This window comes from Paraburkholderia sp. EB58, assembly GCF_050436665.1.
Classification (GTDB): Bacteria; Pseudomonadota; Gammaproteobacteria; order Burkholderiales; family Burkholderiaceae; genus Paraburkholderia.
In genome coordinates this window covers 172,447-198,378 of the sequence record NZ_JBNDMQ010000002.1, presented here as the reverse complement: position 1 = coordinate 198,378, position 25,932 = coordinate 172,447, and the positions used below count along the sequence as shown (strand labels likewise).

Sequence of the window (25,932 nt, the reverse complement as noted above, 5' to 3'; positions counted from 1 at the left end):
TTCTAGTAATAAACACAGTGCTAGCTGCGGCGCAGCATATTGTTTCCCTAAGAGGAACAATCGACCTCTCTGCACTACACTGGGGAGTACGGTGATACGAAATCCCATGAAAAATACGCCTTCTTGAGCAACTTCTGCACGATTTCCCGAGTCGTAAGAGAATTCCAAGTTCGCTTCGCTGGCCAAACCGGTTTGTCAGGAAGCTGTAACACGGCAGGAGTTGTCTTATGGATCATTTGCAGTCGATGCGAGTTTTCGTCAGGGTGGCGGATCTCGGCAGTTTTGCCCGCGCGGCCAGCGCAATGGATATCTCCAACGCAGTGGCCACCCGCCATGTAGCCGATCTCGAAGGCCGTCTCGGTACCCGCCTGCTTAACCGCACAACCCGCAGTCTTTCGCTGACTGAGTCAGGCCAGGTTTATCTGGAACGCGCCCGCCAGATTCTCGACGAGCTGGAAGATGTCGAGCAGATGGTGGTGGCGCGCAATCATGAACCCGTCGGCACTTTGCGGATAGTCGCGCCGGTGGTGTTCGGGCTACACAATCTTGCGCCGGTGCTGCAGACATATGCCGAGCGCTATCCGAAAGTCATTCCCGATGTCACGCTGGTTGACCGTCAGGTGGATCTGGTCGAAGAAGGTTTCGATGTGGGCGTTGTAATCGCGCGACAGATGCGCAGCGCGAGCATCGTGACGCGGCGTCTGACTACGGGCTGCATGACAGTGTGCGCAACGCCTGCGTATCTGGAGAAGCACGGCACGCCGACGCGTCCCGAGCATCTGCTGGAGCATCCTTGTCTGTCGCTGCCGTCCGAATACTGGGGCGACGAGCGGGTGTTCACCGGCCCCGAAGGTGAAGTGCGGGTGCGGCCGACCAACGTGATCGTCGCGAACAACACGGAAATGCTGCGTCAGTTCTCGCTGCTTGGGATGGGCATTGCGATCCTGCCGAGCTACCTGATTGGCCGTGACATGACGCGTGGCCGCCTGGTGCGTCTGCTTGGCGAGTACCGCTTGCCGCAGGTCGAAATCAACATCGCCTACCCGAGCCGCCGACACTTGCCGGCCAAGGTGCGAACCTTCATCGACCATCTGGTCGAGCATTTTAGTCAGACCCCGAACAGCCTGCTTGGTGAGCAATGGATCAAGGACGGCCAGGTGCGTCCTGAGTCTGCGTCGAATCGGGATTCGTCGGTAATCGCGCCGCCTGAGGCGTTTGATGGCGCTGAGCCGCTGTCGCGGTTGCTGGATAGCGAGCTGTCGCCGAAGCTGCCTGCAAAGGCGCCGTCCTCACGGGCGCGGCCTGCTGCGCTGTCGCCACTGTGATGCTGTTTTGATGGCGTAACGCGGTGTTGCACCGCGTTGACGTGCCGTTGGTGAAAAAAAGCGCTGCCACTTTAAATATGGCGACGCTTTTTTTGTTTCGATGCGACAAACGTCCCTCGTTATTGGCTTTGCCCGATAACCCAGTCGGCAGTAAAAAAGGCGCGGCCCACTGAAGCGGCTACGCCTTTTCTGTTTCGCCGTAACGTTCGTCCTGGCGGGCGCTCGAGCGAGCGACTCGCCACGGCGCGGTTACGAGCCGGTCTTGCGGACCGCGGTCTTCTTTGCAGGCGTTTTCTTGGCGGCTGCCTTCTTCGCGGCTGGCGCCTTCTTCGCTGTGATCTTCTTGGCCGGCACAGTCTTTTGCGCTACGCCGTCCCCGTCGTCTTCATCGTCCGCTTCCGGCGCGGCTTTGGCTGCAGCCTTGGCCGCCGCCGTTTTGGCAGCCGTCTTCGCCGACGGCTCTTTCTTCTCGAACTCGAAGCCGATCTTGCCGTCGCTCTGCTTGACGAGGAACGCCTTGAAGTTGCGGCCGGTACGTGACGACTTGAAGTTCGTCAGCAGATCGGTGCGTCCTTCTTCCAGCAGCTTGCCCATCTGCTCGCGCGTGATTTCCTGCTGGAGAATCACCTTGCCCGAACGGAAGTCGCAGGTCTTCGGATTGGCGACCGAATTCTCGCAGACGTAGCTCATGCCGTGTTCGTACACGCGCGCCTGGCACTTCGGGCATGCGCCCACCGGCTGCTGTTCGGAGAAGTCCGGAACCTCACCGTCTTCGCCACCCGAATCCTGACCGAAGTCGAATTCGAGCTTGTAGTTCTTGATCTCGTCGTCGAGCGAAAGCTTCAGGATCGCCGAGAACGGCCGACCCATCTTGCTGCGGAAGCCCGACAGCGGTCCGATGGTCTTGTTCTGCAGCAACTCTTCGACTTCCGGGATTTCGAACTGGCGGCCACCCGGAATCTTCGAGATCGAGAATTCGCACTTCGAGCACGCGAAGCGGCGGTAGTTTTCCTTCACCTGACCGCCGCAATTCGGACACGGCGTTTCAAGCGTCGCGTAATCGCCCGGGATGGTGTCCGAGTCGTATTCCTTCGCGCGCTTCACGATGGTCTGCGTCATGCGGGCGATTTCCTGCATGAACGCATCGCGAGGCAGGTTGCCGCGCTCCATCTGCGAGAGCTTGTATTCCCATTCACCGGTCAGCTCAGGCGCGGTCAGTTCCTTGACGCCAAGGCCGCGCAGCAGCGTCATCAACTGGAATGCCTTGGCGGTCGGGATCAGATCACGGCCTTCGCGGATCAGATACTTTTCGCCAAGCAGCCCTTCGATGATGGCGGCGCGCGTCGCCGGCGTGCCGAGACCCTTCGCGGCCATAGCCTCGCGCAACTCGTCGTCTTCGACCAGCTTGCCGGCGCCTTCCATGGCGGACAGCAAAGTCGCTTCGTTGTAGCGAGCCGGCGGTTTGGTGACCAGTTGCTGGGCGGCGATCTTGTCGGTCTTGACCTTCTCGTCCTTCTGCACGGGTACGAGGTTCGCGTCTTCGCCGCTGATTTCGCGGCCGTAGACCTGCAGCCAACCCGGTTCGACCAGCACCTTGCCTTCGGTCTTGAAGTGATGGCCGACCACTTCCGTGATCCGTGTCGTCACCCGGTATTCGGCAGCGGGGAAGAACACTGACAGGAAGCGCTTCACGACGAGGTCGTAGAGCTTCTGTTCCGGCTCGGACAGATTCTTCGGTGCCTGGAGCGTTGGGATGATTGCGAAGTGGTCGCTGATCTTCGAGTTGTCGAAGATGCGCTTGTTCGGTTTCACCCAGCCCTTGTCGAGCACCTGCTTGGCGAACGGCAAGTAATTGTTGCTTTCCTTGAGCATGCCAAGCGTCTGCTTGACCGTGTCCATATAGTCTTCAGGCAGCGCACGGGCGTCGGTACGCGGGTACGTCAGCACCTTGTGCCTTTCGTACAGTGCCTGGGCAAGACCGAGCGTGTTCTTCGCGGAAAAGCCGAAGCGGCCGTTGGCCTCGCGCTGCAAGCTGGTCAGGTCGAACAGTGCCGGCGAAAGTTGGGTCGTCGGCTTGGATTCTTCCGTCACCGTGCCGATCTGGCCGCGGCAGGCCGCGACGATCGTTTCAGCGGCGGGCAGCGCCCACAGGCGTGAATCGCGTTTTTCCGGATCGAACTCGTCGCGCTTGAATTTCGGGTCGAACCAGCGGCCCTCGTAGAAGCCGGCTGCGCAGACGAATTCCGCTTTCACTTCCCAGTAGTCGCGCGGCACGAAGCGGCGAATCTTTTCTTCGCGCTCGACCACAATCGACAGCGTCGGCGTCTGTACCCGGCCAACCGTGGTCAGGAAGAAGCCGCCGCCCTTGCTGTTGAACGCTGTCATGGCGCGCGTGCCGTTGATGCCAACCAGCCAGTCTGCTTCCGAACGGCAGCGTGCTGCGTCGGCGAGCGGCTGCATTTCCTCGTCGCTGCGAAGACGCGCAAAGCCGTCGCGGATGGCGGCAGGGGTCATCGACTGCAGCCACAGGCGCTGGACCGGCTGTTTGGCCTTCGCGTGCTGCGCGATCAGGCGGAAAATCAGCTCCCCCTCGCGCCCCGCGTCACATGCGTTGATCAGGCGTTCGACGTCCTTGCGCTTGAGCAGTTTGGTCAGCACTTTCAGGCGCGACTCGCTCTTTGCGATGGGGTTGAGGTCGAAATGCGGGGGGATGACGGGCAGATTGGCGAAGCTCCATTTGCCACGCTTGACTTCGTATTCTTCGGGCGCGGCGATTTCCAGCAGGTGGCCGACTGCCGAGGAAAGGACGTAATCGTCACTTTCGTAGTATTCGTCATGCTTGGTAAAACCGCCCAAAGCCCGCGCGATGTCGTTCGCGACGGAAGGCTTTTCGGCGATGATCAGTGCTTTGGACATGACTGGATATGAGTTGGTAGATCCGGGTTTAGATCCTGGGTTTGCGACCCCTAGGTTTGTGACCCATTAACGACCGCTTTATAGCACACGGCGCCGTCGGGGCGTGTCAAGTGCCATAAAAAGCGGGCCATCATAAATGCGTGTTTATATATTGAGCAAGCGGCGGCGGGCGCGCTGCAGACTGCTTGCAACGCCCGTGCCGCGAGCTCGCCGGCCCAAAAATACGCCGGTCAGGCGACTGCGAGAGCCGGTCGCAGCTTGGGCGCCCCAGTCACGCCGGGTAGCGCGGTCAGATCGGCCAGCATCCGGTCGACGATGGCCGCTTGCGGCAGCACGGTGCCAAAAAACCGGGTAGTTACACTGTCTTCGATCAGGATGGTAGGAAAATTTTCTACGTCCAGGTCATCAAAGCGATCCGCGTGGGTTTCAATATCGATCCACGCGAAACAGATTTCCGGATGCTTGTCTGCCAGCCGGTCGAAAGCATCCCGATATTCCCGGCAGGTTCCGCACCACTCCGCGCACAGGCAGGCCACGAACAGGGTTTCGTGGTCGTTGACGCGCTCGGCGATCCGGTCTTGGTCGGTGTCGAGGTTCAGCGCGGGCATGTGGTGGGTTCCTTGCGTACTTTGTCAGGTGCTTTGGCGCGAATGTAGCATGGCGCGTAGTCTGCCGGGATTGACCCTACTCAGCCATGACTAACGGCTAGCTATGACTGGCTCGCGCAAAGCGGCCGCCTGGCAGGACGGTCAGACGGCCGGCCAGTTCGAGTTGCAGCAACGTGCTCTGTATCGCGGCGTCCTGCATGTCGGTGCGGGCGGCAAGAATTTCAAGCGTCGCAGGAGAGTGGCCGAGGGCGGCGAGCAGCTTTTCGGCTTCCGGCCCAAGGTCGGCTTCGCCAGTTGGCTGGGGGACTGAGGTGGTGCCCGGTGCGGGGCCAGCCGAACTTCCAGACGCGGATTCCGATGTGGTTCCTGGCACCGGCTTTCTCGCTATGCTGTCCCACGGCATGGGCGCAGCCGCATGGGCCGGCGGCGGCACAAAGCCGAGCTCTTCGAGTATTTCCTCCGGCGTCTCGACGAGCTTGGCGCCTTGCTTGAGCATTCTGTGGCATCCACGCGACAGTGGCGCGTGGATCGAGCCCGGTAGGGCGAAAACATCTCGCCCCATTTCGTTGGCGAGGCGCGCGGTGATCAGCGAACCGGAGCGCATCGCCGCCTCGACCACCAGTACTCCGCCTACCAGTCCCGCGATCAGACGGTTGCGCTGCGGAAAGTTGGCGGCGCGCGCGGGCGTGCCGAGCGGCCATTCCGAGATGATCGTGCCGGCGGCCGCGATTTGCCGCGCGAGCGGTTGATGGGCGGCCGGGTAGACGAGGTCGGCACCGGTACCGATCACCGCAATCGTGCTGCCGCGACCCGTCAGCGCTCCACGGTGCGCCGCGCCGTCAATGCCCAGTGCAAGCCCCGACACGACCGCTAGCCCCGCTTCCGAGAGCGCACGGCTGAAACGCTCGGCGTCCTCCACGCCCTGCGGCGTGGCGCTGCGACTGCCGACCACGGCGACACCCCTTGCATGCAGCAGATCGAGCCGGCCCTTTATATATAGCAGTGACGGTGGGTCGGGCATGGTCAACAGGGCGGGTGGGTAGACCGGATCGTCGAGCGTCACGATCGCGTTGCCTTCCAGTTCGCGCCACGCGAGCACGGTATCCATATAACGGGCGAAATCGGCGCCGGGCGGGGCAAGCGCGGCCCGCGCGGAAGCTTCGTCGGTCGTGGCCGCGAGCAGGGCAAACGGCTGTCCGAGAATGGCCTCCGGCAGGCCGAACGCGTTGAGCATCGCGCGCAGCGCGCCGGGCCTGAGCCCCGGAGCCATCGAGAGCCGCAGCCATGCGGCGAGTTCGTTATCGGTTGTAGGCAGAGTGTGCATTGCTTATCAATCCTCGAGCACGGCCAGCGGGCAGGCGGGCGCCATGCTAAAATTTTCATCATCCGAAATAACTGCAGCGCCGCGCCCACCCGCGCGGGCTCGTCGTTTGCCCAGATCGGCGCGTTGAATCGAACCAGTTCGACACCACCTATCCTCTGCGTATCGCGACGGCCCCACAAGCTGGCCGGATGGCCAGCGTCGCGACTTTCCACCGTGAGCGGCGCCTGAAACCAACCTCAAAACCATGGCTTTACTGAACATCCTCAATTACCCGGACAAGCGGCTGCACAAGATTGCCAAGCCGGTCGAAGTGGTCGACGAGCGCATCCGCAAGCTCGTCGCGGACATGGCCGAGACAATGTACGCGGCACCGGGCGTCGGCCTTGCGGCGACCCAGGTGGACGTACATGAGCGTGTCGTCGTGATCGACGTGTCGGATGCGCATGATGAATTGCACGCCTTCATCAACCCCGAGATCATCTGGTCGAGCGACGAGAAAATGATCAACGAAGAGGGTTGCCTGTCGGTGCCGGGGATCTACGACAACGTCGAACGCGCTGAGAAAGTGCGTGTGCGCGCGCTCAACGAAAAGGGCGAAACCTTCGAACTGGACTGCGAAGGGCTGCTCGCAGTGTGCATCCAGCACGAGATGGATCACCTGATGGGCCGCGTGTTTGTCGAATACCTGTCTTCGCTCAAGCAAACGCGCATCAAGAGCAAGATGAAGAAGCTCGCCCACGCAATGTAATGCGCGTCTATTTCGCCTACAGCTCCCGTACATGAGTCATTCGTTGCGCGTCATCTTTGCCGGTACGCCGGAGTTCGCTGCGGCGGCACTGGCCGCTATCCATGAGGCCGGTTTTCCCGTGCCGCTCGTGTTGACGCAGCCAGATCGCCCGGCCGGGCGCGGCATGAAACTGCAGGCCAGTGCGGTGAAGCGTTATGCGGAAGAGCACGGTCTTACCGTCGCGCAACCGCCATCTCTGCGCCGCAACGGCAAGTATCCGGCCGAAGCGACTGCCGCCATCGACCTGCTGCGCGCCACCCCGCACGACGTGATGGTGGTGGCCGCCTACGGCCTGTTGCTGCCGCAGGAAGTGCTCGATATCGCGCCGCACGGCTGCATCAATATTCACGCTTCGTTGCTGCCGCGCTGGCGCGGCGCCGCACCGATTCACCGTGCGATCGAAGCGGGCGACACCGAAACCGGCATCACGCTGATGCAGATGGACGTGGGTCTCGATACGGGCGCGATGATCTCCGAAGCGCGCACGCCGATTCACGACGACGACACGACTGCGACGCTGCATGACCGTCTGGCAGAGGCGGGCGCACGCCTGATCGTCGAAGCGCTGGTCGAACTTGAACGCAGCGGCACACTCCCCACGACACCGCAGCCGTCGGAAGGCTTCACCTACGCCGAGAAAATCGGCAAGCACGAAGCCGCGCTCGACTGGCGACGTTCCGCCGCCGTTCTGGCGCGCCAGGTGCGCGCGTTCGATCCGTTCCCGGGTGGAGTGGCCACGCTCGACGGCACCTCGCTGAAGATCTGGTCCGCTGTACCCGTTGAAATCGGGGGCAAGGCAGAACCGGGCACGATCCTCGACGTTTCGCCGGAGGGCGTAGTGGTGGCCTGCGGCGAGGGCGCGCTGCGTCTGACGCAACTGCAGAAGCCGGGCGGCAAGCGCCTGCCGGTGCGGGAGTTCCTGGCCGGCTCGACGCTCGCCTCGGGACAGCGTTTCCTGCTGCCGGAAGCACAATAACAGTGGCCCGTCACGCTGGCCATAGACCATTCGGCCGACTCCCGCTGCATTCGTGCGGCGCGTTAAAATCGTCCATGCGACGTGCCCGTTTCTGAGTAGCTGCCCAGCGTTTCCAAAGAGGATTCGATGTTCGGTATCACCCATTTCGGCTTTTTCGTCATTGCCGTTTTCCTGCTTAACGTCACGCCAGGGCCGGATACGGCCTATATCGTCGGGCGCAGCGTCGCGCAGGGGCGTGGCGCGGGTCTGATGTCGGCGTTGGGCATTTCCGCGGGCTGCTGCGTGCATTCGCTCGCCTGCGCATTCGGGTTGACCGCGCTGCTGGCCGCATCGGCGACCGCGTTCACCGTGATCAAGTTCGTGGGCGCGCTGTACCTGATGTACCTCGGCGCGCGTCTTATTTTCACCAAGCCTGCTGCGCCTGAAGCAGCGGGGGCGACGCGTGCGGCCGGTGCACCGAAGTCACTGCGCCAATTGTTCCTGCAGGGCTTCTGGACCAATGTCCTGAACCCGAAGGTGGTGTTGTTCTTCGTATCCTTTTTCCCGCAGTTCGTCACCACCGGCAGCGATCACAAGGCGCTGGCCTTCCTGACCCTGGGCGCCGTCTTCGTCGTCATGTCCATGGTGTGGAACAGTTTTGTCGCGTGGATCGCGGGCAGCGTCACGCAACGTTTTTCCGGCAAGCCAGCCGTGAAGCGGTGGCTGGATCGCGGAGTCGGCAGTGCATTCGTTGGACTCGGCATCAAGCTCGCCACGGCATCGCACTGATTGAATTTTCCTTGTCTGCCCATATCTAACAATAAGCTTTCAATCAGATTCGCCGCCAGCGGGCGGTGCTGAATATGAACCCGTGTTCGGGCAAGGAGTGGTGAACATGTTTAACTGGGTCAAAACCGCGATGTTGATGGCCGCGATCACGGCCCTATTCATCGTGATCGGCGGCATGATCGGCGGGTCGCGCGGCATGGTGATCGCGCTGGTGATCGCTCTCGGGATGAATTTCTTCTCGTACTGGTTTTCGGACAAGATGGTTCTGCGCATGTACAACGCGCAGGAAGTGGACGAAAGCAGCGCGCCGCAGTTCTATCGGATGGTGCGGGAACTGGCTACGCGCGCCAATCTGCCCATGCCACGCGTCTACCTGATCAACGAAGACGCACCGAATGCGTTTGCTACCGGCCGCAATCCAGAACATGCGGCGGTGGCCGCGACCACCGGCATTCTGCGCGTGCTGTCCGAGCGCGAAATGCGAGGGGTGATGGCGCATGAGCTGGCGCACGTAAAGCACCGCGACATTCTGATTTCGACGGTCTCCGCCACCATGGCGGGCGCGATCTCCGCGCTGGCGAACTTCGCGATGTTCTTCGGCGGCCGCGACGAAAATGGCCGGCCGGCGAATCCGATTGCGAGCATCGCGGTCGCACTGCTCGCGCCGATCGCTGGCGCGCTGATCCAGATGGCGATTTCCCGCGCTCGCGAGTTCGAAGCGGACCGCGGCGGTGCGCAGATTTCCGGCGACCCGCAGGCACTCGCGTCGGCGCTCGACAAGATCCATCGCTATGCGAGCGGTATTCCGTTCCCGACGGCCGAGGCGCATCCGTCAACGGCACAGATGATGATCATGAATCCGCTTGCGGGTGGTGGTATCGCGAATCTCTTTTCGACACACCCGGCCACGGAGGAGCGCATTGCGCGTCTGATGGAAATGGCGCGTACGGGGCGCTTCGAGTAATCACGGATTGCGGCGGGTTGAGCCGATTAGTGATCGGGGAGGGCGAGTTCCAACGGGCTCGCCCTTTTTTTGTTGACGTGGCCGGCGCGGCCCTGCGAGTCTGAACCGCCACCGCCACCGCCACCGCCACCCGCCACCCGCCGACCCCCGCTTTGCGCCCGTCGCGCTGCCGCGCGGCGGCTCATCTATCCAGCCAAGCTACAATGTGTCCTGTTTGCGCCGCGCGCACCGTGCGGCCTGCTTTTGCCTTCTTCATGACTTTAAAGCCTTCCACGCGTTCCGTTTCGCCTTCGTCGCGTCCGCGCGAATCACGTCTGTCGACGCTGCATCTCGCGCCCGAATCGCTGGGTTTTGCGCTCGACTGCGCGGCTCAGGCGGTGGGTGCGGTGCGCCTCGGCTCGGCGCTCCCCGCGGCGCTGCAGTCGGTATTCGTGTCCGCCCCCGAAGGCAGCGCTGCCGCAGCGCGCGGTGCGGTGCAGGACATCTCGTACCGGACCATGCGCCGTCTGGCCACGGCCGATTGGCTGATCGCGAAGCTGGTCAAAAAGGCGCCGCCGCCGCACGTGGCCAACCTGCTCGCCTGCGCGCTGGCATTGCTCGCAGACGCCGAAGAGGAAGCGGCTTACGCGCCGTTCACGGTCGTCGACCAGGCCGTCAACGCGATCGCCGCGCGGCGTGAATGCGCGTTCGCGAAAGGTCTCGTCAACGCCGTGCTGCGCAATTTCCTGCGCGAGCGCGAGGCGCAGGTGAGCGAATCGCAGGCCGACGAGGTCGCGCGCTGGAACTACCCGGCCTGGTGGATCGACGCGGTACGGCGCGCGTGGCCCGATAACTGGCAGGACGTGCTTGCCACCGGCAACACGCAAGGACCGCTGACGCTGCGCGTCAACGCGCGGCGCTCTACGGTCGATGCCTATCTGCAGGTTTTGCACAATCACCACATTGACGCCACCCGCGCCGGCGATGACGGCGTGCGCCTCGCCACGCCGATGCCGGTCGACCGCATCCCCGGCTTCGATGACGGCGTGGTCTCGGTGCAGGATGCCGGTGCCCAACTCGCCGCGCAGTTGCTCGGTGCGCGCGACGGCATGCGTGTGCTGGACGCCTGCGCCGCGCCCGGCGGCAAGACCGGTCATCTGCTTGAACGCGCCAATATCGAACTTGTCGCGCTGGAAAGCGATGCCACGCGAGCGCGCCGCATCGGCGAAAATCTGCAGCGGCTAGGCCTGACTGCCGAGGTTCGCATCGGCGACGCGGGCGCTCCCGCGAAGTGGCACGACGATATCGATCAGCCCTTCGACCGCATTTTGGCCGACGTGCCGTGCTCGGCGTCGGGCATCGTCCGGCGTCATCCGGATATCCGCTGGTTGCGGCGCGCCGCCGATATCCCCGCGCTCGTCGCCGAACAACGGCGGATTCTGGCGGCACTTTGGCCGCTGGTGAAGCCAGGCGGCGAGTTGCTTTACGTTACGTGCTCGATCTTTCCGGATGAGGGCGAATTGCAGGCGCAGTGGTTTGGAGACAAGTACCAGGATGCGGTACGATTGGACGCGCCGGGGCAACTGTTGCCCACAGCGGCCCGCGCGCCTGCCGACGCCCCGGAGGGTTCCCGTGCCGGACCCGGCGGCACCGGCTCGAACCCAGACCACGACGGATTTTTCTACGCGCGCTTCCAGAAACGGTGACCATCAAACGCTTCTTTTCGCTTCGGCTCGTGGCCGTGCTCTGGATTGTGCTGGCTTTTTGGCTGGGCGCGCCGGGCGCAGCGTACGCCGATTCGATCGCAGTGCAGCGCGCGTCGCTGCAGTCGGACGGCGGCGGCTGGAGTCTCGATGCGCGTTTTGACTTCGAGTTGAATAGCAACCTCGAAGATGCCGTCAACAAAGGTATTCCGCTCTACTTCACGACCGACTTCGAACTGAGCCGGCCACGCTGGTACTGGTTCGACGAGCAACCGGTGAGTGTGTCGCAGAGCATCCGCTTATCGTTTCAGCCGCTCACACGTGAGTACCGGGTATCGACGGGCGGCCTGCAGCTCGGCTTCAGCACGCTGAAAGACGCGCTGGCGGTGATCCAGCATGTCACGTCGTGGCATGTGATAGATCGCAATCAGGTGCAAAACGGCGAGACCTATACCGCCTCCGTGCGCATGCAGCTCGACATCGCACTGATGCCCAAGCCATTCCAGATCGACGCTGTGAACAACCGCGACTGGAATCTCTCTTCCGACTGGAAGCGTTTTACTTTTACGGTGACCGAACGTGCTAAATAAAGTACGCGGCACCACCAGCGTCAGCAGCATCGTCGTGCGCGTGCTGGTGTCGACGGTGGCGGTCACGGCCGTCCTGCTGCTGGTGTTGCTTGCTGCGGCGAGTGCGAACACCGAGTTCTTCGACCGTTACTATCAGTGGCTGTACGCAGCCAACGTTGCAGTCGCGCTGATCTTCCTGCTGGTTGTGACGGCACTCGTCCTGATCATCATCTACCGGCTGCGCAAAGGTAAATTCGGCACGCGGCTATTGGCGAAGCTGGCGTTTTTCATGGCGCTGGTCGGCGTGGTGCCGGGCGGGATCATCTACATCGTGTCGTATCAGTTCGTCTCGCGCAGCATCGAGTCGTGGTTCGACGTGAATGTCGAAACCGCGCTCACATCGGGGCTGAACCTCGGGCGCGGCATGCTCGACGCATCGCTGTCGGACCTGCAGACCAAGGGCCGGTTGATGGCCGAGCAGCTTGCCAGCGCCGATGCTGCTGGAACGACGCTGACGCTGCTGCGTCTGCGCGATCAGTTCGGCGTGCAGGATGCGACGATCGTCGAACCGGTGCGCAGCATGTCGGGCGCGACGCCCGAGATGCACGTGGTGGCGCAAGCGTCGGGCAACTATGTGACGCTCGTCCCCAACGACTTGCCGACGCCATTGATGATCGAGCAGGCGCGTGGCCATGGCTTTGCCGCGATCGAAGGCGAGGTGGATGGCGATCCGAACGCGAACGGCGGCAAAGGCGTGTTGCGGCTGCGGATCGTGCAGCGCATCCCGGATGCGAACGCGTCGTTGCTGCAGCCCACTGAGCGCTTTTTGCAACTGACGCAGCCGGTGTCGCCGACGCTGGCCCGCAATGCAGACGCAGTGCAGCGTGCGTATCGCGAGTATCAGGAAAAGGCGCTTGGCCGTACGGGCCTGCGTAAGATGTACATCGGCACGTTGACGCTCGCGCTGTTCCTCGCTACTTTCATTGCGATGATGCTGGCGCTTGCGCTCGGCAATCAGTTGGCGCGGCCGCTGTTCCTGCTCGCGCAGGGCACGAAGGAAGTGACCGAGGGCGACTACACGCCGAAACGCGAAATCAAGTCGCGCGATGAGCTCGGCTTTCTCACGCAGTCGTTCAATGCGATGACGCGGCAGCTTTCCGAGGCGCGTGCAGCGGTGGAAAACAACCGGATCGCGCTCGAGCATTCGAAGGCCTATCTGGAGAGCATTCTCGCCAACCTGACCGCCGGTGTGTTCGTGTTCGACCGGCAGTTCCGGCTCACCACGGCGAACCGCGGCGCTGAGCGGATCTTCCGCCAGCCGTTCCAGTCGGCGCTCGGTGCTGCGCTCGACCGCATCGGCGTGCTGAGCGATTTCGGCGCGATGGTGCGCAAGGCATTTGCCGACCGCGAAGCGGCGAGCGGCGACGGTCACGACGACCGCGGTCACTGGCAGCAGCAGTTCTCGGTGCAGGTAGCGGGCGAGACGGAACCGCTGACGCTGCTGGTGCGCGGTGCGCGGCTCGTCTCCGCAACGGACCGCGATGCCGAGGACATGCAGACCTCAGGCTACGTGGTTGTGTTCGACGATATCTCGGACGTGATCTCGGCGCAGCGCTCGATCGCCTGGGGTGAAGTGGCGCGGCGTCTCGCGCATGAGATCAAGAATCCGCTCACGCCGATCCAGTTATCGGCCGAGCGTCTGCAGATGAAGCTGGCCGACAAGCTCGGTCCGTCCGACGCGGATGTGCTCAAGCGCGGCGCGACCACGATCGTCAATCAGGTCGCGGCGATGAAGCAGATGGTAGACAGCTTCCGCGACTACGCGCGCACGCCGCCGGCGGTGCTCGCCAACCTGCAGTTGAATGAGCTGGTGAGCGAAGTGCTCACGCTTTACGGTATCGAAGAGGGCAAGAGTGCGATCCACGTGGAGCTCGCCGCATTGCCGGTGATCCGCGGCGATGCGACGCAATTGCGTCAGGTGATCCACAACCTGCTGCAGAATGCGCAGGATGCGGTGGCCGAGGCCGGGCATCCACGTGTGCTGCTCGAAACGAGGACAGTAGAATATGGCGATCCCGACGCGGAAGGCAAAGTGCGCGTCGCGGTGCGTCTGACCGTATCGGACAACGGACCGGGCTTCCCCGCACGCATCCTGACGCGTGCATTCGAACCTTATGTGACGACCAAGGCCAAAGGAACAGGACTCGGTCTTGCGATGGTCAAGAAGATCGTCGACGAACACGGCGCGCGAATCGATATTCGCAACCGTTTGAAAGCCGGCGATGTGATTGAGGGTGCGCAGATTTCGATCCTCTTTCTTCAATTGGCAGACGATGACGTAGCGGCACCTGGGGCAGGGCCGCGAACGGCGCATGGCAACGCGTCGCAGGGAACGACAAAAGCAACAGTGCAGACAAGGGCAGCGTAAATGGCAACCATCCTGGTGGTAGATGATGAAATGGGCATCCGGGAATTGCTCTCGGAGATCCTGAGCGACGAAGGGCATGTCGTGGAGGCGGCGGAGAACGCGCAGGAAGCGCGCGAGTTCCGGCTGCGCCAGGCGCCCGACCTGGTGCTGCTCGACATCTGGATGCCGGACACCGATGGCGTCACGCTGCTCAAGGAATGGGCCGCGCAGGGTCAATTGACGATGCCGGTGATCATGATGTCCGGTCATGCGACCATCGACACCGCAGTCGAAGCCACCAAGATTGGCGCGCTCAACTTTCTTGAGAAGCCGATTGCGTTGCAGAAGCTGCTGAAGGCGGTCGAACAGGGTCTCGCGCGCGGCAACCCCGCACCGGCCGCGCCGGGAGTCGCGCCGAAGCCCGCGTTGCCGGTGAGTTCGGCGGCGGTGGCATCGGCCGCGTCGTTGCCGATGCTCGCGAACGACGGCATCGGCAGCGGTGCGATGGCGGCGCAGACGGCATCGATCTCATTCGACATTCCGCTGCGCGACGCGCGTGACGCGTTCGAGCGCGCGTACTTCGAGTATCACCTCGCGCGCGAGAACGGCAGCATGACGCGCGTGGCCGAAAAGACGGGGCTCGAACGCACCCACCTGTACCGCAAGCTGAAGCAGCTCGGCGTCGATCTCGGCAAGAACAAAGGGGAGTAAGGCGGTAGCGGACTTAGGCTCGCAAAAAAGTGCCCAATCCGCCCCGCAAAAAATTTCGAGAGGGGGCTTGAGCAGTCGAAAACCCTTTGTTATACTCTCGCTTCTTCGTTGGCCCGGTAGCTCAGTTGGTAGAGCAGCGGATTGAAAATCCGCGTGTCGATGGTTCGATTCCGTCCCAGGCCACCAGGATTCAGCCCCAGGAACTCGCAAGATTCCTGGGGCTTTTCCTTTTCTGACGGGTGCAAAGCGGTATGCAGTTGCGTGTCGATGCACGTGCCATTCCGCCCGGAGCTGCGTCGCGGCGACATTGCGCGGCGCATGATAAAATCGCGCCAGTTCAAGGACTTGCTGCGTTCGCCTGACAAGTCCTTTTGCGTTTTTCAGGGCGGCCGCCAGGCAAGCTTTCTAGCGGCGCTGCACCGCGCAAGAACCCCTGCGCCCGACGATCAGCGGTATAAGCGCCAGCGACTCTGGAGACGGATGGCGCGGCCTATACTGCTTGAGCCGGCTGTCACGCCGGTACGCGTCGCGCCGCGTTGCTGCATGGCGCACACCGCGCAGCGCGACGTGGCAATCATCATTCACGGAGTTTCACGGTGATCCGCAAAGACGCTAAGAGTAGCGCTCTGGTGCTGTTTTCCGGCGGTCAGGACTCGGCTACGTGCCTCGCCTGGGCGCTCGAACGATATGAAACGGTCGAGACACTCGGCTTCGACTACGGGCAGCGGCACCGGGTCGAACTGGAGTGCCGTGAAGGCTTTCGCGACGCTGTTGTTCGGACCTTTCCGGCGTGGGCCGGGCGCCTCGGCGACGATCACATGATCGACCTGTCGGTGCTCGGTTCGATCAGCGAGACCGCGATGACGCGCGAGATCCAGATCGAAGCCGCGACCAACGGTTTGCCGAATACCTTTGTGCCGGGCCGTAACCTGATGTTCATGACGATCGCTGCGGCGATCGCTTATCGGCGCGGCCTGCAAGTGCTGGTGGGCGGCATGTGCGAGACGGATTTTTCGGGCTACCCCGATTGCCGCGACGACACGATGAAGGCACTGCAGGTGACGCTCAATCTCGGCATGGATAGCCGCTTCGCGCTGGAAACGCCGTTGATGTGGCTCGACAAGGCCGATACCTGGCGCCTCGCGCACGAACTCGGCGGCGACGAGCTGGTCGAGCTGGTGCGTGTCGAGACGCATACGTGCTACGTCGGCGAGCGCGCCGAGTTGCATGCGTGGGGTTTCGGTTGCGGAGAATGTCCGGCATGCCGCTTGCGCAAGCGCGGCTACGAGGCGTATCTGGCCGGCGAGAAGGTGACGGAAGCACCGGTTTGATCCGTGCGCCCATTTTGTGACTTCGTGACTTCATCACTGATCATGAAAACGGGTGGCGGCAACTTTAATCAGGCACCCTGTGCCAGGCAGAAAGCAGCATGACGTACGCGGTCAAGGAAATCTTTTATACATTGCAGGGCGAAGGCGCGAATGCCGGCCGCCCAGCGGTGTTTTGCCGGTTCGCCGGCTGCAATCTGTGGTCGGGCCGCGAGGAAGACCGTGCGGAGGCGGTGTGCCGCTTCTGCGATACGGACTTTGTCGGCACGGACGGCGAGAACGGCGGCAAGTACCGCACGGCCGAAGAACTGGTGGCGATGATCGCCTCGCAATGGCCGGAAGGTGAGGCCGAGCGTTTTGTCGTTTGTACCGGCGGTGAACCGATGTTGCAGATGGATCAGCCCTTCGTCGACGCCCTGCATGCAGCGGGCTTCGAAATCGCCATCGAGACCAACGGTTCGCTGCCGGTGCTCGAGACGATCGACTGGATCTGCGTAAGCCCGAAGGCCGACGCTCCTCTGGTGGTCACCAAAGGCAACGAACTGAAAGTCGTGATTCCGCAAGACAACCAGCGCCTGTCCGAGTACGCGGCGCTCGACTTCGAATATTTCCTCGTCCAGCCGATGGACGGCCCGTCGCGCGACATCAATACGAAACTCGCGATCGACTGGTGCAAACGCCATCCGCAATGGCGCCTGTCGATGCAGACCCACAAGTATCTGAACATTCCCTGATTTTGCCGTGCTGACGATTACCCGAAAACTTGAATTCGACGCGGGCCACCGCATCCCCGATCACCGTAGCCAGTGCCGTAATCTGCACGGGCATCGCTATGTGCTCGAAATCACGCTGCAAGGTGATCTGGTTGAAACGGAAGGCGCGCCGGATCGCGGCATGGTGATGGACTTTGCGGACGTGAAGTCGCTCGCCGTCGAACATCTCGTCGACAAGTGGGATCACGCGTTTCTCGTCTACGAAGGCGACACGCAGGTGCGCGGCTTTCTCGATTCGATGCCGGGCCACAAAACGGTTGTGCTCGATCGCATCCCCACCGTTGAAAATCTCGCGGCCGTCGCCTTCGACCTCCTCGCGAATGTCTACGACGCTCACTACGGCGTGAATCTGCGTCTCTACAAGGTGCGTCTCTACGAGACGCCGAATTGCTGGGCCGACGTGGTCCGCGACTGAGCTCAGCGGCCGCGTTATTGTCACGGTATGATCGTTTCGATAACCACTCGGAGCGAGACATGCCGGTCACCGCACTGCAAAGCGGGCTGAAGGCCCGCGGCACCTGCCTTCTTTCCCGTGCTTCAGGCGACGTTGTGCGTTGCCGCGGAGCGCGGCGATGAGCACTTTCACGAATCCCCTCAAACAACGTCTCGCGGAAGCTGAGCCGCTCTTCGGCCTGTGGCTCTCGCTCGGCAGCGACAGCGCCGCCGAGGCGCTCGCGCACGCCGGTTTCGACTGGTTGCTGATCGACATGGAGCACGCACCCATCGACAGCGCCGACGTCACAAGTCAGCTACGCGCCATTGCTGCAGCGCATCTGCCAAGCGAGCCAGTGGTGCGCCTGCCGGCGAGCGAAGGCTGGCTCGTTAAGCGCGTGCTCGACGCTGGCGCACGCACGCTGATGTTCCCGAACATCGAGTCCGCAGAGGAGGCCGCGCATGCCGTGCGCCTGACCCAATATCCGACGCCTGATGCGCTCGACGGCCTACGCGGCGTCGCGGGCGCCGTGCGCGCAGGTTCGTATGGCATGCGGCGCGACTACGTACAGACGGCGAACGCGCAGATCGCGACGATCGTGCAGATCGAGTCGGCACGCGCCGTGCATGACGTAGAGAAGATTGCGGCGACGCCGGGCGTCGATTGCCTGTTCATCGGGCCAGCCGACCTCGCTGCGAGCCTCGGCCATCTGGGTGATTCGAAGCATCCGGAGGTTCAGGCGGCGATGAGCCACGTCGTCGCGGCGGCAAACAAGGCCGGTATTGCGACCGGAATTTTTGCATTGGATGCCGCTAGCGCGCGACAGTATCGCGACGCCGGTTTTCGTTTTATCGCGCTGGCCGCTGATGTCATGTGGCTGGTGCGCGCAACGCGTCAGGCGTTGCAGGAGGTGCGGTCATGAAGGGTATTTCGCAGTTCGTCGTGCGCGTGGCGGTGGGGGTGGCCGCGTGTGCCGCGTTGGCGGCATCCGCGACGGCCTACGCGCAGGACAAGCCGTCCAAAGCAGACGATCCAGAGACGCAGACCGCCGTCGCCGACTACAACGCCGGCAACCTGAGCGCGGCGCTCGTGGAGTTTCGCAAGGCGGCGCTGCGCGGCAACCGCCTCGCCGAATTCAACTACGCGATGATGCTGCTCAATGGCGAAGGCACGACAGCTAACGTGGATGAGGGCAAGAAGTGGCTGCGCAAGGCCGCCGACGCGAACATGTCGCACGCGCAATATGTGTACGGCAAGATGTATGACGATGGCGAGTTCGTCGGCCGCGATCCAGTTGAAGCGCATCGCTGGTTTCTGAAGGCAGCACAGCAGGGGCACGTGCAGGCCGAACTGGCGTTGGCGAACCAGTTTCTGGATGGCCGCGGCACGACGCGCGACAATCGCCAGGCGTTCATCTGGTACAAGAAGGCCGCAGAAGGCGGCGACATGACGGCGCAGTACGTGGCAGGCTCGTTCTACGAGCGCGGCGGCGATGGCGTGGACAAGAACCTCAACGTGGCGCGTGCGTACTATGCGGCCGCCGCGGCGCAGGGCGATCCGGCGGCCAAGCTCAAGTATCTGCAATTGAGCGCGCAATTGCGTGACGAGCATGAGGCCAAGCCGCAGTAATGTGAGCGTGCCAGACGAGGCTAATGAGGCCGTAAACTGGAAAGGGGCGCTTCGGCGCCCCTTTTTCACTTCCTTAGCTTTGCACTAGCTCTGCATCAGCCGCTTCTGTCGCCCGACGCTCATGATGAGGCCCGTCGCCACCCCCAGCGTAATCAGCGCCGTGCCCCCATAACTCATGAATGGCAGCGGCACGCCGACTACCGGCAAGATCCCGCTCACCATGCCGATATTGACGAACGCGTAGGTGAAGAACGCCATCGTTAAGGAGCCGGCCAATAATCGCCCGAACAGCGTCGCCCCGTTCGCCGCAATATAGAGTCCGCGCGCGATCAGGCACATATACAGGAATAGCAGCACCACACCGCCGGCGAGCCCGAACTCCTCGGAGAACACCGCGAAAATGAAGTCGGTGTGCTTCTCAGGGATGAATTCCAGGTGGGCCTGCGTACCCTTCAGCCAGCCCTTGCCGAGCGGCCCGCCGGAGCCGATCGCAATCACCGCCTGGATGGTGTGGAAACCCTTGCCGAGCGGATCGGACGTGGGATCGAGCAAGGTGCAGATACGGTGCTTCTGATAGTCATGCATCAGCGGCCATTGCACTTCGGGCTGACAGATCTTGTCCTGAAACACCGCAATGGAGGTGACCGCAATCGCCGCGGCAACCAGCACCGGCACGATCAGCTTGAAACTCAGGCCCGCGAAATAGATGACGAACAGGCCCGCCGCGAACACCAGCACGGCAGTGCCGAGGTCCGGCTGCTTGGCGATCAGGCCGACGGGCACGGCCAGAATAATCAGCCCGACCAGATAGTCGTACCAGCGCATCACCCCTTCACGGCGCTGGTAGTACCACGCGAGCATCAAGGGTGTGGCGATCTTCATGATCTCCGACGGCTGGATCACTACGCCGACGTTGATCCAGCGCTTAGCCCCTTTGCGCGTGAGGCCGAATAGCGCCACCGCCACCAGTAACGCAATGCCGAAGGTATAAAGCGGGACTGCGAAACGCATCAGCGTGGTGGGCGGCACGTTCGCGAGCGCCCACATCAGAACGAAGGTCAGCATGATATTGCGCAACTGATCTTCCACTTTGCCGGGCATGTCGAGCGTGGCGCTGTACAGCGTCACGATGCCGACGCACATCAGCAGAAACACCGCGAGTGCGAGCGGGCGGTCGAAGCCGATGAACATCTTCTTGATGCGGTCGAGCCAGGCGCGCTTGTCGAATTGCATGCCTCTCTCCTTACTCGTCGATGCCGCCGGAAACCGGCTGGCGGGGTGACGCGGGCTGAATGCTATCGTCGCGCGACGGCGCAGCGGCGGTGGGTCCCGAGTCGCTGGCCGGGCGCGGATGGTGCGGACCGGATTTGCGCGGCACGAGGGTCTTGGTGGGCGCCGAGGCAGGGTCTGCCGCCATCGTGGTGGCGACGAACGGAGCGGAGGCGTCGTTCGTCGCAGGGACCGTCTTGGCTGCTCCCGTAGCTGCCGCCGCGTTTGCCCCATCAGCTGTCCCCTTGGCGCCCGGTGTTGCAACGACAGGGCCAGGCGGCGCGGCAGGCGTCGTTTCAGAGGCCGCCGAGGCCGCGGCAGGTGCAGATGCCCCAGCCGCATTCGATGCGGCGCCAGGCATCGGCAAGGCCGTGAAGCCAGCGGCGACGGAAGCCGGCTGCGTGATCTCGACCGAGGTCGGCGCGGCGCCAATCACCGGTGCCGACGATTCCGTGGTTGCCGATGCCGCCACGGCGACCGCCGCCGCTTCCGCGCCCGGCTTCTGCCGGTCGACCAGGTAGTAGTCGAGCACGCGGCGCGCGATAGGGCCCGCCGCTTCCGCGCCCCAGCCGCCGTTTTCGACGATTAGCGCGAGCGCAATCTTCGGGTTGTCTGCCGGCGCGAAGGCGATAAAGAGCGCGTGGTCGCGCAGGTTTTCTGCGACCGCATGGCCCTTGTAGTTCGCGCCCTGCAGCGAATAGACCTGAGCCGTACCGGTCTTGCCGGCGGCCTGATACGGCGCGCCGATGAACAGTTTGGAAGCCGTACCATTGGTGACCACGCCGACCATCGCCCGCTTGATGATATCGATGTCCGACTGCGCCACGTTGATGCGGCCGTCGTCCTTCGGCACGGTCAGGCGCGTGTCCTTGGTAATCGGATTTTCGATTTCCTTCACCAGGTGAGGCTTCATCACGACGCCGTTGTTGGCGAGCGTAGCGACCGCGTGCGCGAGCTGCAGGATGGTGAACGAGTTGTAGCCCTGGCCGATCCCGAGACTGATCGTCTCGCCTTCATACCAGCGCTGCTGTTCGGGCTTGCGGTAGGCTTTGCGCTTCCATTCGGTGGAAGGAAGAATGCCCTTCGCTTCGCCGGCAATGTCGATACCGGTGATCTGGCCGAATCCCCACGGTTTCATGAAATTGGCGATGTTGTTGACGCCAAGATCGTGCGCGAGCATGTAGAAATACGTGTCGTTCGACACCACGATCGCGCGGTTCATGTCGACCCAGCCCTGGCCCGAGCGCACGTCGTTGCGGAACGTGTGATTGCCGAACGTGTAGTAGCCCGGATCCTGGAAACCCCAGCTCGGCGTGCGCTTGTGCAGCGTGAGTGCGGCCAGCGCCATGAACGGCTTGTAGGTCGAGCCCGGTGGATAAGTACCGTGCAGCGGCCGGTTCAGCAGTGGGTGATCGGGCGAGTTGTTCAGGTCGTCCCACGTCTGCTGGTCGATGCCGTCCACAAACGAATTCGGATCGAAGCTCGGTGCCGACACGAACGCGAGCACGTCGCCGGTCGCCGGTTCGATCGCCACCAGCGCGCCGCGCTTGCCCGCAAACGCCTGCTCGGCGACCTGCTGCAAGCCGATGTCGAGCGACAGCACGAGGTTGTTGCCAGGCGTCGCCTGAGTGCGCGACAAGGTCCGCACCGGCCGTCCGCCAGCGGTCACTTCGACTTCCTCGAAGCCGGTCTGACCGTGCAGTTCGGTCTCGTAGCTTTGCTCCACACCGATCTTGCCGATGTAGTCGGTGCCCTTGTAGTTGTTCGCATCGAGCCGCGGATCGTAGTGATCCGGATCGCTGTCGTTCTGGTCGCTGGCCTCGTCGATGCGGTCCTGATCGCGTTGCGAAATCCGTCCGATGTAGCCGATCACATGCGCTGCCGTCGCCCCAAGCGGGTACTGACGGAACAGCCGCGCGCGCACTTCGACGCCCGGGAAGCGGAAGCGCTGCGCGGTGAAGCGCGCAACTTCGTCGTCGGTGAGGCGGGTGCGGATTGGCAGGCTTTCGAAGTTCTTCGAGTCTTCCTGCAGCTTCTTGAAGCGGCGCCGGTCGCGTGCATCGATCGTAATGACAGTCGCGAGGTTGTCGATCACGTTATCGAGCGTGTCATTGAGCTTCGAAGGCGTGATTTCCAGCGTGTAGGCAGAGTAGTTCTTCGCCAGCACGACGCCGTTACGGTCCGTGATGATGCCGCGGTTGGGCACGATCGGCGCTACCGAGATGCGGTTCTCGTCGGCCTGCAGCGAGTACTTGCTGTAGTGCCAGACCTGCAGGAACAGGAAGCGGAATACGATCAGCCCGAAGCAGACGAACACGAACAGGCCCGCCGCCGCGACCCGCAGGCGGAACTTCGAGAGCTGTTGCTGAGTGTCCTTGAATTCGGCTGCCATGCTTTTGGTCAAAAGGCCGCGGAGCGGCCGCAATTGTTGGATGGCCCGCCGGCCGTGGCCGGGAGGCAAGAGCGTTGCGGGTCGAGCTGGCCTGGGGAGCGCGTGTTTCGCGGGTTCAAGGAGGGGCTCGGCGCGCGCACTGCGCTAAATGGGGCGGGTGTCGTCCGGATCGGCCGGACGGCGCTGCGGCATCAGCAGCAGCGCACTTGCAATGGGCCAAAGGGCGGCTTCGACGAACCCGTCGATCAGGTAACCCCAGCCGGGAAACGCTGCGCCCATCAGCAGCCGGATCACGAATGGTACGAGCTGCGCGACCACGAACAACGGCATCACCGCGAAGGTCTGCACGCCCATTGGCATCCACAGGACGCGCCGATGGATCGTGATCGCGCCGTACGACAGCAGCGTATACGCCAGCGCATGCTCGCCGAGCAGGCTGGCATTGTGCACGTCCATCAGGATGCCGAGCATGAACGCGATACCCATGCCGACCTTGCGCGGTTGATGCACGTTCCAGAACAGCAGTACCAGTGCGACAAAATCCGGCACGCCGACGAGGCGCCCCCATGGCATCAGGTTCAGCAGGAAGGCGCTAGCGAGGCTGAACGCGATGAAGTACGGGTTGACCGGCTGCAGGATGTATTGAGGGCGGTTCACTCGTCGATCCCCCCCGTGGCTGGGTGCTTCGCGGCGCCTGCGGCGGGCGTTCCGGCGGCCGGCGCTCCGGAGGCGGGCCTTCCGGTGGCAGCCCTTATCGCAGCCAGTCGTTCGGCAGCCGCTTTCTTCTCAATGGCCTGCTTCCTCTCAGCGTTCTTCTTTTCCGCTGCTGCCGAAGCCGGCGTTGCTGCCGAGGCCGGTTTGGCCGCCGCAGCGGATGCCGGCACAGCGGCCTTCGCGTTCTTCTCCGCGGTCTTTTCCACGGGTTTCGCGCCCTTCTTCGCCTTCGCTTCTTTCGCTGCGCTGGCCGCATCGGGCTCGTCCGCCGGACGCGGCGGCACGGTGTTCAGATAGTGCAGCACCAGCAACTGGCGCGCGCCACGCACCGGCGCAACCGGCAGGCACACCACGCGTGCGAAAGCCGTATCGGCCTGCTTGTCGACCCGCACTACCTTCGCGACGGGCAAGCCCGGCGGATAGGTGCCATCGAGTCCGCTCGTCACGAGTTCGTCGCCGGTCTGCAGATCCGCGCTGATCGGCACAAAACGCAGGTCGAGCGTATCGCCCTTCGGCGTGCCGTAAATCACGCTGCGCAGACCCGTGCGCACCACTTGCACGGGCACGGCCTGATCCTTGTCCGTCAGGAGCGTGACTTCCGCCTGCATCGGGAACACCCGCGTCACCTGGCCGATCACGCCGTCTTCATTCACGACTGGTGAGCCATCCTGAATGCCTTGCTGCGCGCCACGGCCAATGATGACCTTCTGCGTGAACGGGTCGCGCGTGTCGTACTGGATTTCCGCGGGGATCGACTGGGTGGTCATGCGTTGCGAGAGTTGCAGCAGCGAGCGCAGGTGTTCGTTCTCGGCGCCCAGTTCGGCCGACGTATTGGCCTGCAGCGAGAGTTGCAGGTTCTTCTTGCGCAGGACGTCATTCTGACCGCGCAGCGTGGCGCTCGTCACCGCCAGATCTGCGGCGCCCATGAAGATGTCGCGCGGCACGAGCGCGGCGCGCTGCAACGGATAAAGACCGGCTCCCAGCACGCCACGAACGATCTCGAGCGTCTTGAAGCGCGCATCCGAGATCAGCAGGGCGAGCGCCAGCAGCACGAAGAAAATCAGCCGTGCGAGTGCGGAGGGGCCTTGCTTGAACAGAGGCGGCGGACTGTATTCCATGGTCGGCGCCGGGGGCGTGAGCGGTTGGTCTAACTTCGGCGCGAATACGCGCGCTCAGCGCGCGGCGGCTGGATGAACCAGCCCAAGACAGGCTGGCCCGAAGAAGGCTAGCCGTCCGATCCGCGCTGCTGACATGGAGATGAGCTCTCGCTTACTCGTACGAGAAGATGCTGCCGAGCTTGTCCATGCGCTCGAGGGCCATGCCCGAACCACGCACAACACAAGTCAGCGGGTCTTCGGCGACGAGCACCGGGAGGCCGGTTTCTTCAGCGAGCAGGCGATCCAGGTCGCGCAGCAGTGCGCCGCCGCCTGTCAACATCATGCCGCGTTCGGCGATGTCGGCGCCGAGTTCCGGCGGCGTCTGTTCGAGTGCGATCTTCACCGACGACACGATCTGGTTCAACGGATCGGTGAGCGCTTCGAGGATTTCGTTGCTGGAGATCGTGAAGCTGCGCGGAATGCCTTCCGACAGGTTGCGGCCCTTCACTTCCATTTCCTTGACTTCCGAGCCCGGGAACGCGGAGCCGATTTCCTTCTTGATCGCTTCGGCGGTCTGTTCGCCGATCAGCATGCCGTAGTTACGGCGGATGTAGTTGACGATGGCTTCGTCGAACTTGTCGCCACCGACGCGCACCGAACCCTTGTAGACGATGCCGCCCAGCGAGATCACGCCGACTTCCGTCGTGCCGCCGCCGATGTCGACCACCATCGAGCCCGTAGCCTCCGAAACCGGCAGGCCCGCGCCGATTGCCGCAGCCATCGGTTCTTCAATCAGATAAACCTGCGAGGCACCCGCGCCGTGAGCCGCTTCCTTGATGGCGCGGCGTTCAACCTGGGTCGAACCGCACGGCACGCAGATGATGATGCGCGGCGACGGCGAGAACATACGTGATTCGTGAGCTGTCTTGATGAACTGCTTGATCATCTGCTCGGTGACGGTGAAGTCGGCGATCACGCCGTCCTTCATGGGGCGGATTGCCTCGATATTGCCCGGCACCTTGCCAAGCATCTGCTTGGCTTCCTTGCCGACTGCCTGGATGGTCTTCTTGCCGTTGGGGCCGCCTTCCTGGCGGATGGAAACAACCGATGGTTCGTCTAGAACAATGCCCTTGCCACGCATGTAGATGAGCGTGTTGGCGGTTCCGAGGTCGATCGCCAGGTCGTTAGAGAAGTAGCTGCGCAAAAAACCGAACATTCAAAAATCCTGTCTCGCTTGGGGCCGTGCCTCGCAAAGAATGC

Annotated in this window: 22 protein-coding genes and 1 tRNA gene; 15 read left to right on the top strand and 8 right to left on the bottom strand. The window is 62.9% G+C overall.

What is annotated here, in order from left to right:
* Positions 1 to 227 precede the first annotated feature (227 nt).
* The gene (locus tag P3T40_RS03520; RefSeq protein ID WP_429266293.1) at positions 228 to 1,325 is read left to right on the top strand and encodes a LysR family transcriptional regulator; all 1,098 of its coding nucleotides are present in this window, start codon (positions 228 to 230) and stop codon (positions 1,323 to 1,325) included.
* A gap of 249 nt (positions 1,326 to 1,574) precedes the next feature.
* Here the strand turns inward: P3T40_RS03520 and P3T40_RS03515 are convergent, their stop codons facing one another.
* The 3 genes from P3T40_RS03515 to dprA form a co-directional block, all read right to left on the bottom strand.
* Positions 1,575 to 4,241, bottom strand: coding sequence for a DNA topoisomerase III (locus P3T40_RS03515; protein WP_429266292.1), 2,667 nt, complete (start codon positions 4,239 to 4,241; stop codon positions 1,575 to 1,577).
* A 230-nt stretch (positions 4,242 to 4,471) separates the two neighbouring features.
* Positions 4,472 to 4,849, bottom strand: coding sequence for a thioredoxin family protein (locus tag P3T40_RS03510; protein WP_429266291.1), 378 nt, complete (start codon positions 4,847 to 4,849; stop codon positions 4,472 to 4,474).
* Positions 4,850 to 4,946: 97 nt separating this feature from the next.
* On the bottom strand, positions 4,947 to 6,173 hold the full coding sequence (dprA, locus tag P3T40_RS03505; RefSeq protein ID WP_429266290.1) for a DNA-processing protein DprA: 1,227 nt from the start codon (positions 6,171 to 6,173) through the stop codon (positions 4,947 to 4,949).
* Between the two features lie 244 nt (positions 6,174 to 6,417).
* Here dprA and def point away from each other — a divergent pair, with 244 nt between their 5' ends.
* The 14 genes from def (at position 6,418) to P3T40_RS03435 (ending at position 19,200) form a co-directional block, all read left to right on the top strand.
* Complete coding sequence (def, locus tag P3T40_RS03500) at positions 6,418 to 6,921, top strand: peptide deformylase (RefSeq protein WP_429266289.1); 504 nt, start codon at positions 6,418 to 6,420, stop codon at positions 6,919 to 6,921.
* Between the two features lie 31 nt (positions 6,922 to 6,952).
* Positions 6,953 to 7,936, top strand: coding sequence for a methionyl-tRNA formyltransferase (fmt, locus tag P3T40_RS03495; protein WP_429266288.1), 984 nt, complete (start codon positions 6,953 to 6,955; stop codon positions 7,934 to 7,936).
* Between the two features lie 126 nt (positions 7,937 to 8,062).
* Entirely contained in the window at positions 8,063 to 8,704 is a 642-nt protein-coding gene (locus P3T40_RS03490; protein WP_429266287.1) for a LysE family translocator, read from the top strand.
* Positions 8,705 to 8,810: 106 nt separating this feature from the next.
* On the top strand, positions 8,811 to 9,668 hold the full coding sequence (htpX, locus tag P3T40_RS03485; protein WP_429266286.1) for a zinc metalloprotease HtpX: 858 nt from the start codon (positions 8,811 to 8,813) through the stop codon (positions 9,666 to 9,668).
* A 254-nt stretch (positions 9,669 to 9,922) separates the two neighbouring features.
* A complete protein-coding gene (rsmB, locus tag P3T40_RS03480) occupies positions 9,923 to 11,353 on the top strand; it encodes a 16S rRNA (cytosine(967)-C(5))-methyltransferase RsmB (protein WP_429266285.1) in 1,431 nt (476 codons plus the stop codon).
* Entirely contained in the window at positions 11,350 to 11,940 is a 591-nt protein-coding gene (locus tag P3T40_RS03475; RefSeq protein ID WP_429266284.1) for a DUF4390 domain-containing protein, read from the top strand. Before rsmB ends, P3T40_RS03475 begins: the two co-directional genes overlap by 4 nt.
* Positions 11,930 to 14,347: an ATP-binding protein gene (locus tag P3T40_RS03470; protein WP_429266283.1), complete on the top strand. Its 2,418-nt coding sequence runs from the start codon at positions 11,930 to 11,932 to the stop codon at positions 14,345 to 14,347. Before P3T40_RS03475 ends, P3T40_RS03470 begins: the two co-directional genes overlap by 11 nt.
* Positions 14,348 to 15,037 carry a response regulator transcription factor EsaR gene (esaR, locus tag P3T40_RS03465; RefSeq protein ID WP_429266282.1) on the top strand — a complete coding sequence of 230 codons (690 nt, stop codon included), beginning with the start codon at positions 14,348 to 14,350 and terminating at the stop codon, positions 15,035 to 15,037.
* A gap of 110 nt (positions 15,038 to 15,147) precedes the next feature.
* Positions 15,148 to 15,223 (top strand) — tRNA-Phe (locus tag P3T40_RS03460).
* A gap of 410 nt (positions 15,224 to 15,633) precedes the next feature.
* Complete coding sequence (gene queC / locus P3T40_RS03455) at positions 15,634 to 16,368, top strand: 7-cyano-7-deazaguanine synthase QueC (RefSeq protein WP_429266281.1); 735 nt, start codon at positions 15,634 to 15,636, stop codon at positions 16,366 to 16,368.
* A gap of 98 nt (positions 16,369 to 16,466) precedes the next feature.
* Positions 16,467 to 17,099, top strand: a complete 633-nt coding sequence (gene queE, locus P3T40_RS03450) for a 7-carboxy-7-deazaguanine synthase (protein WP_429266280.1) — start codon at positions 16,467 to 16,469, stop codon at positions 17,097 to 17,099.
* A 10-nt stretch (positions 17,100 to 17,109) separates the two neighbouring features.
* A complete protein-coding gene (queD, locus tag P3T40_RS03445) occupies positions 17,110 to 17,553 on the top strand; it encodes a 6-carboxytetrahydropterin synthase QueD (protein WP_429266599.1) in 444 nt (147 codons plus the stop codon).
* A gap of 157 nt (positions 17,554 to 17,710) precedes the next feature.
* The gene (locus tag P3T40_RS03440) at positions 17,711 to 18,493 is read left to right on the top strand and encodes an HpcH/HpaI aldolase family protein (protein WP_429266279.1); all 783 of its coding nucleotides are present in this window, start codon (positions 17,711 to 17,713) and stop codon (positions 18,491 to 18,493) included.
* Entirely contained in the window at positions 18,490 to 19,200 is a 711-nt protein-coding gene (locus tag P3T40_RS03435; RefSeq protein WP_429266278.1) for a tetratricopeptide repeat protein, read from the top strand. Before P3T40_RS03440 ends, P3T40_RS03435 begins: the two co-directional genes overlap by 4 nt.
* A gap of 84 nt (positions 19,201 to 19,284) precedes the next feature.
* On the opposite strand, the gene rodA is transcribed toward P3T40_RS03435, so the two are convergent.
* The 5 genes from rodA to P3T40_RS03410 all read right to left on the bottom strand — a co-directional run bounded on the left by rodA (position 19,285) and on the right by P3T40_RS03410 (position 25,888).
* Complete coding sequence (rodA, locus tag P3T40_RS03430) at positions 19,285 to 20,433, bottom strand: rod shape-determining protein RodA (RefSeq protein ID WP_429266277.1); 1,149 nt, start codon at positions 20,431 to 20,433, stop codon at positions 19,285 to 19,287.
* 10 nt (positions 20,434 to 20,443) lie between these two features.
* Complete coding sequence (gene mrdA, locus P3T40_RS03425; protein WP_429266276.1) at positions 20,444 to 22,861, bottom strand: penicillin-binding protein 2; 2,418 nt, start codon at positions 22,859 to 22,861, stop codon at positions 20,444 to 20,446.
* Positions 22,862 to 23,005: 144 nt separating this feature from the next.
* On the bottom strand, positions 23,006 to 23,518 hold the full coding sequence (gene mreD, locus P3T40_RS03420; protein ID WP_429266275.1) for a rod shape-determining protein MreD: 513 nt from the start codon (positions 23,516 to 23,518) through the stop codon (positions 23,006 to 23,008).
* Positions 23,515 to 24,693, bottom strand: coding sequence for a rod shape-determining protein MreC (mreC, locus tag P3T40_RS03415; RefSeq protein ID WP_429266274.1), 1,179 nt, complete (start codon positions 24,691 to 24,693; stop codon positions 23,515 to 23,517). Before mreC ends, mreD begins: the two co-directional genes overlap by 4 nt.
* 151 nt (positions 24,694 to 24,844) lie before the next feature.
* Positions 24,845 to 25,888 carry a rod shape-determining protein gene (locus tag P3T40_RS03410; RefSeq protein ID WP_004189550.1) on the bottom strand — a complete coding sequence of 348 codons (1,044 nt, stop codon included), beginning with the start codon at positions 25,886 to 25,888 and terminating at the stop codon, positions 24,845 to 24,847.
* Positions 25,889 to 25,932: the final 44 nt, after the last annotated feature.

What these genes read in the sequence shown, in the direction of transcription:
- P3T40_RS03520 (WP_429266293.1), top strand. Translation starts at nt 228, where the DNA reads ATGGATCATTTGCAGTCGATGCGAGTTTTCGTCAGGGTGGCGGATCTC.
- P3T40_RS03515 (WP_429266292.1), bottom strand. Translation starts at nt 4,241, where the DNA reads ATGTCCAAAGCACTGATCATCGCCGAAAAGCCTTCCGTCGCGAACGAC.
- P3T40_RS03510 (WP_429266291.1), bottom strand. Translation starts at nt 4,849, where the DNA reads ATGCCCGCGCTGAACCTCGACACCGACCAAGACCGGATCGCCGAGCGC.
- dprA (WP_429266290.1), bottom strand. Translation starts at nt 6,173, where the DNA reads ATGCACACTCTGCCTACAACCGATAACGAACTCGCCGCATGGCTGCGG.
- def (WP_429266289.1), top strand. Translation starts at nt 6,418, where the DNA reads ATGGCTTTACTGAACATCCTCAATTACCCGGACAAGCGGCTGCACAAG.
- fmt (WP_429266288.1), top strand. Translation starts at nt 6,953, where the DNA reads ATGAGTCATTCGTTGCGCGTCATCTTTGCCGGTACGCCGGAGTTCGCT.
- P3T40_RS03490 (WP_429266287.1), top strand. Translation starts at nt 8,063, where the DNA reads ATGTTCGGTATCACCCATTTCGGCTTTTTCGTCATTGCCGTTTTCCTG.
- htpX (WP_429266286.1), top strand. Translation starts at nt 8,811, where the DNA reads ATGTTTAACTGGGTCAAAACCGCGATGTTGATGGCCGCGATCACGGCC.
- rsmB (WP_429266285.1), top strand. Translation starts at nt 9,923, where the DNA reads ATGACTTTAAAGCCTTCCACGCGTTCCGTTTCGCCTTCGTCGCGTCCG.
- esaR (WP_429266282.1), top strand. Translation starts at nt 14,348, where the DNA reads ATGGCAACCATCCTGGTGGTAGATGATGAAATGGGCATCCGGGAATTG.
- queE (WP_429266280.1), top strand. Translation starts at nt 16,467, where the DNA reads ATGACGTACGCGGTCAAGGAAATCTTTTATACATTGCAGGGCGAAGGC.
- P3T40_RS03440 (WP_429266279.1), top strand. Translation starts at nt 17,711, where the DNA reads ATGAGCACTTTCACGAATCCCCTCAAACAACGTCTCGCGGAAGCTGAG.
- P3T40_RS03435 (WP_429266278.1), top strand. Translation starts at nt 18,490, where the DNA reads ATGAAGGGTATTTCGCAGTTCGTCGTGCGCGTGGCGGTGGGGGTGGCC.
- rodA (WP_429266277.1), bottom strand. Translation starts at nt 20,433, where the DNA reads ATGCAATTCGACAAGCGCGCCTGGCTCGACCGCATCAAGAAGATGTTC.
- mrdA (WP_429266276.1), bottom strand. Translation starts at nt 22,861, where the DNA reads ATGGCAGCCGAATTCAAGGACACTCAGCAACAGCTCTCGAAGTTCCGC.
- mreC (WP_429266274.1), bottom strand. Translation starts at nt 24,693, where the DNA reads ATGGAATACAGTCCGCCGCCTCTGTTCAAGCAAGGCCCCTCCGCACTC.
- P3T40_RS03410 (WP_004189550.1), bottom strand. Translation starts at nt 25,888, where the DNA reads ATGTTCGGTTTTTTGCGCAGCTACTTCTCTAACGACCTGGCGATCGAC.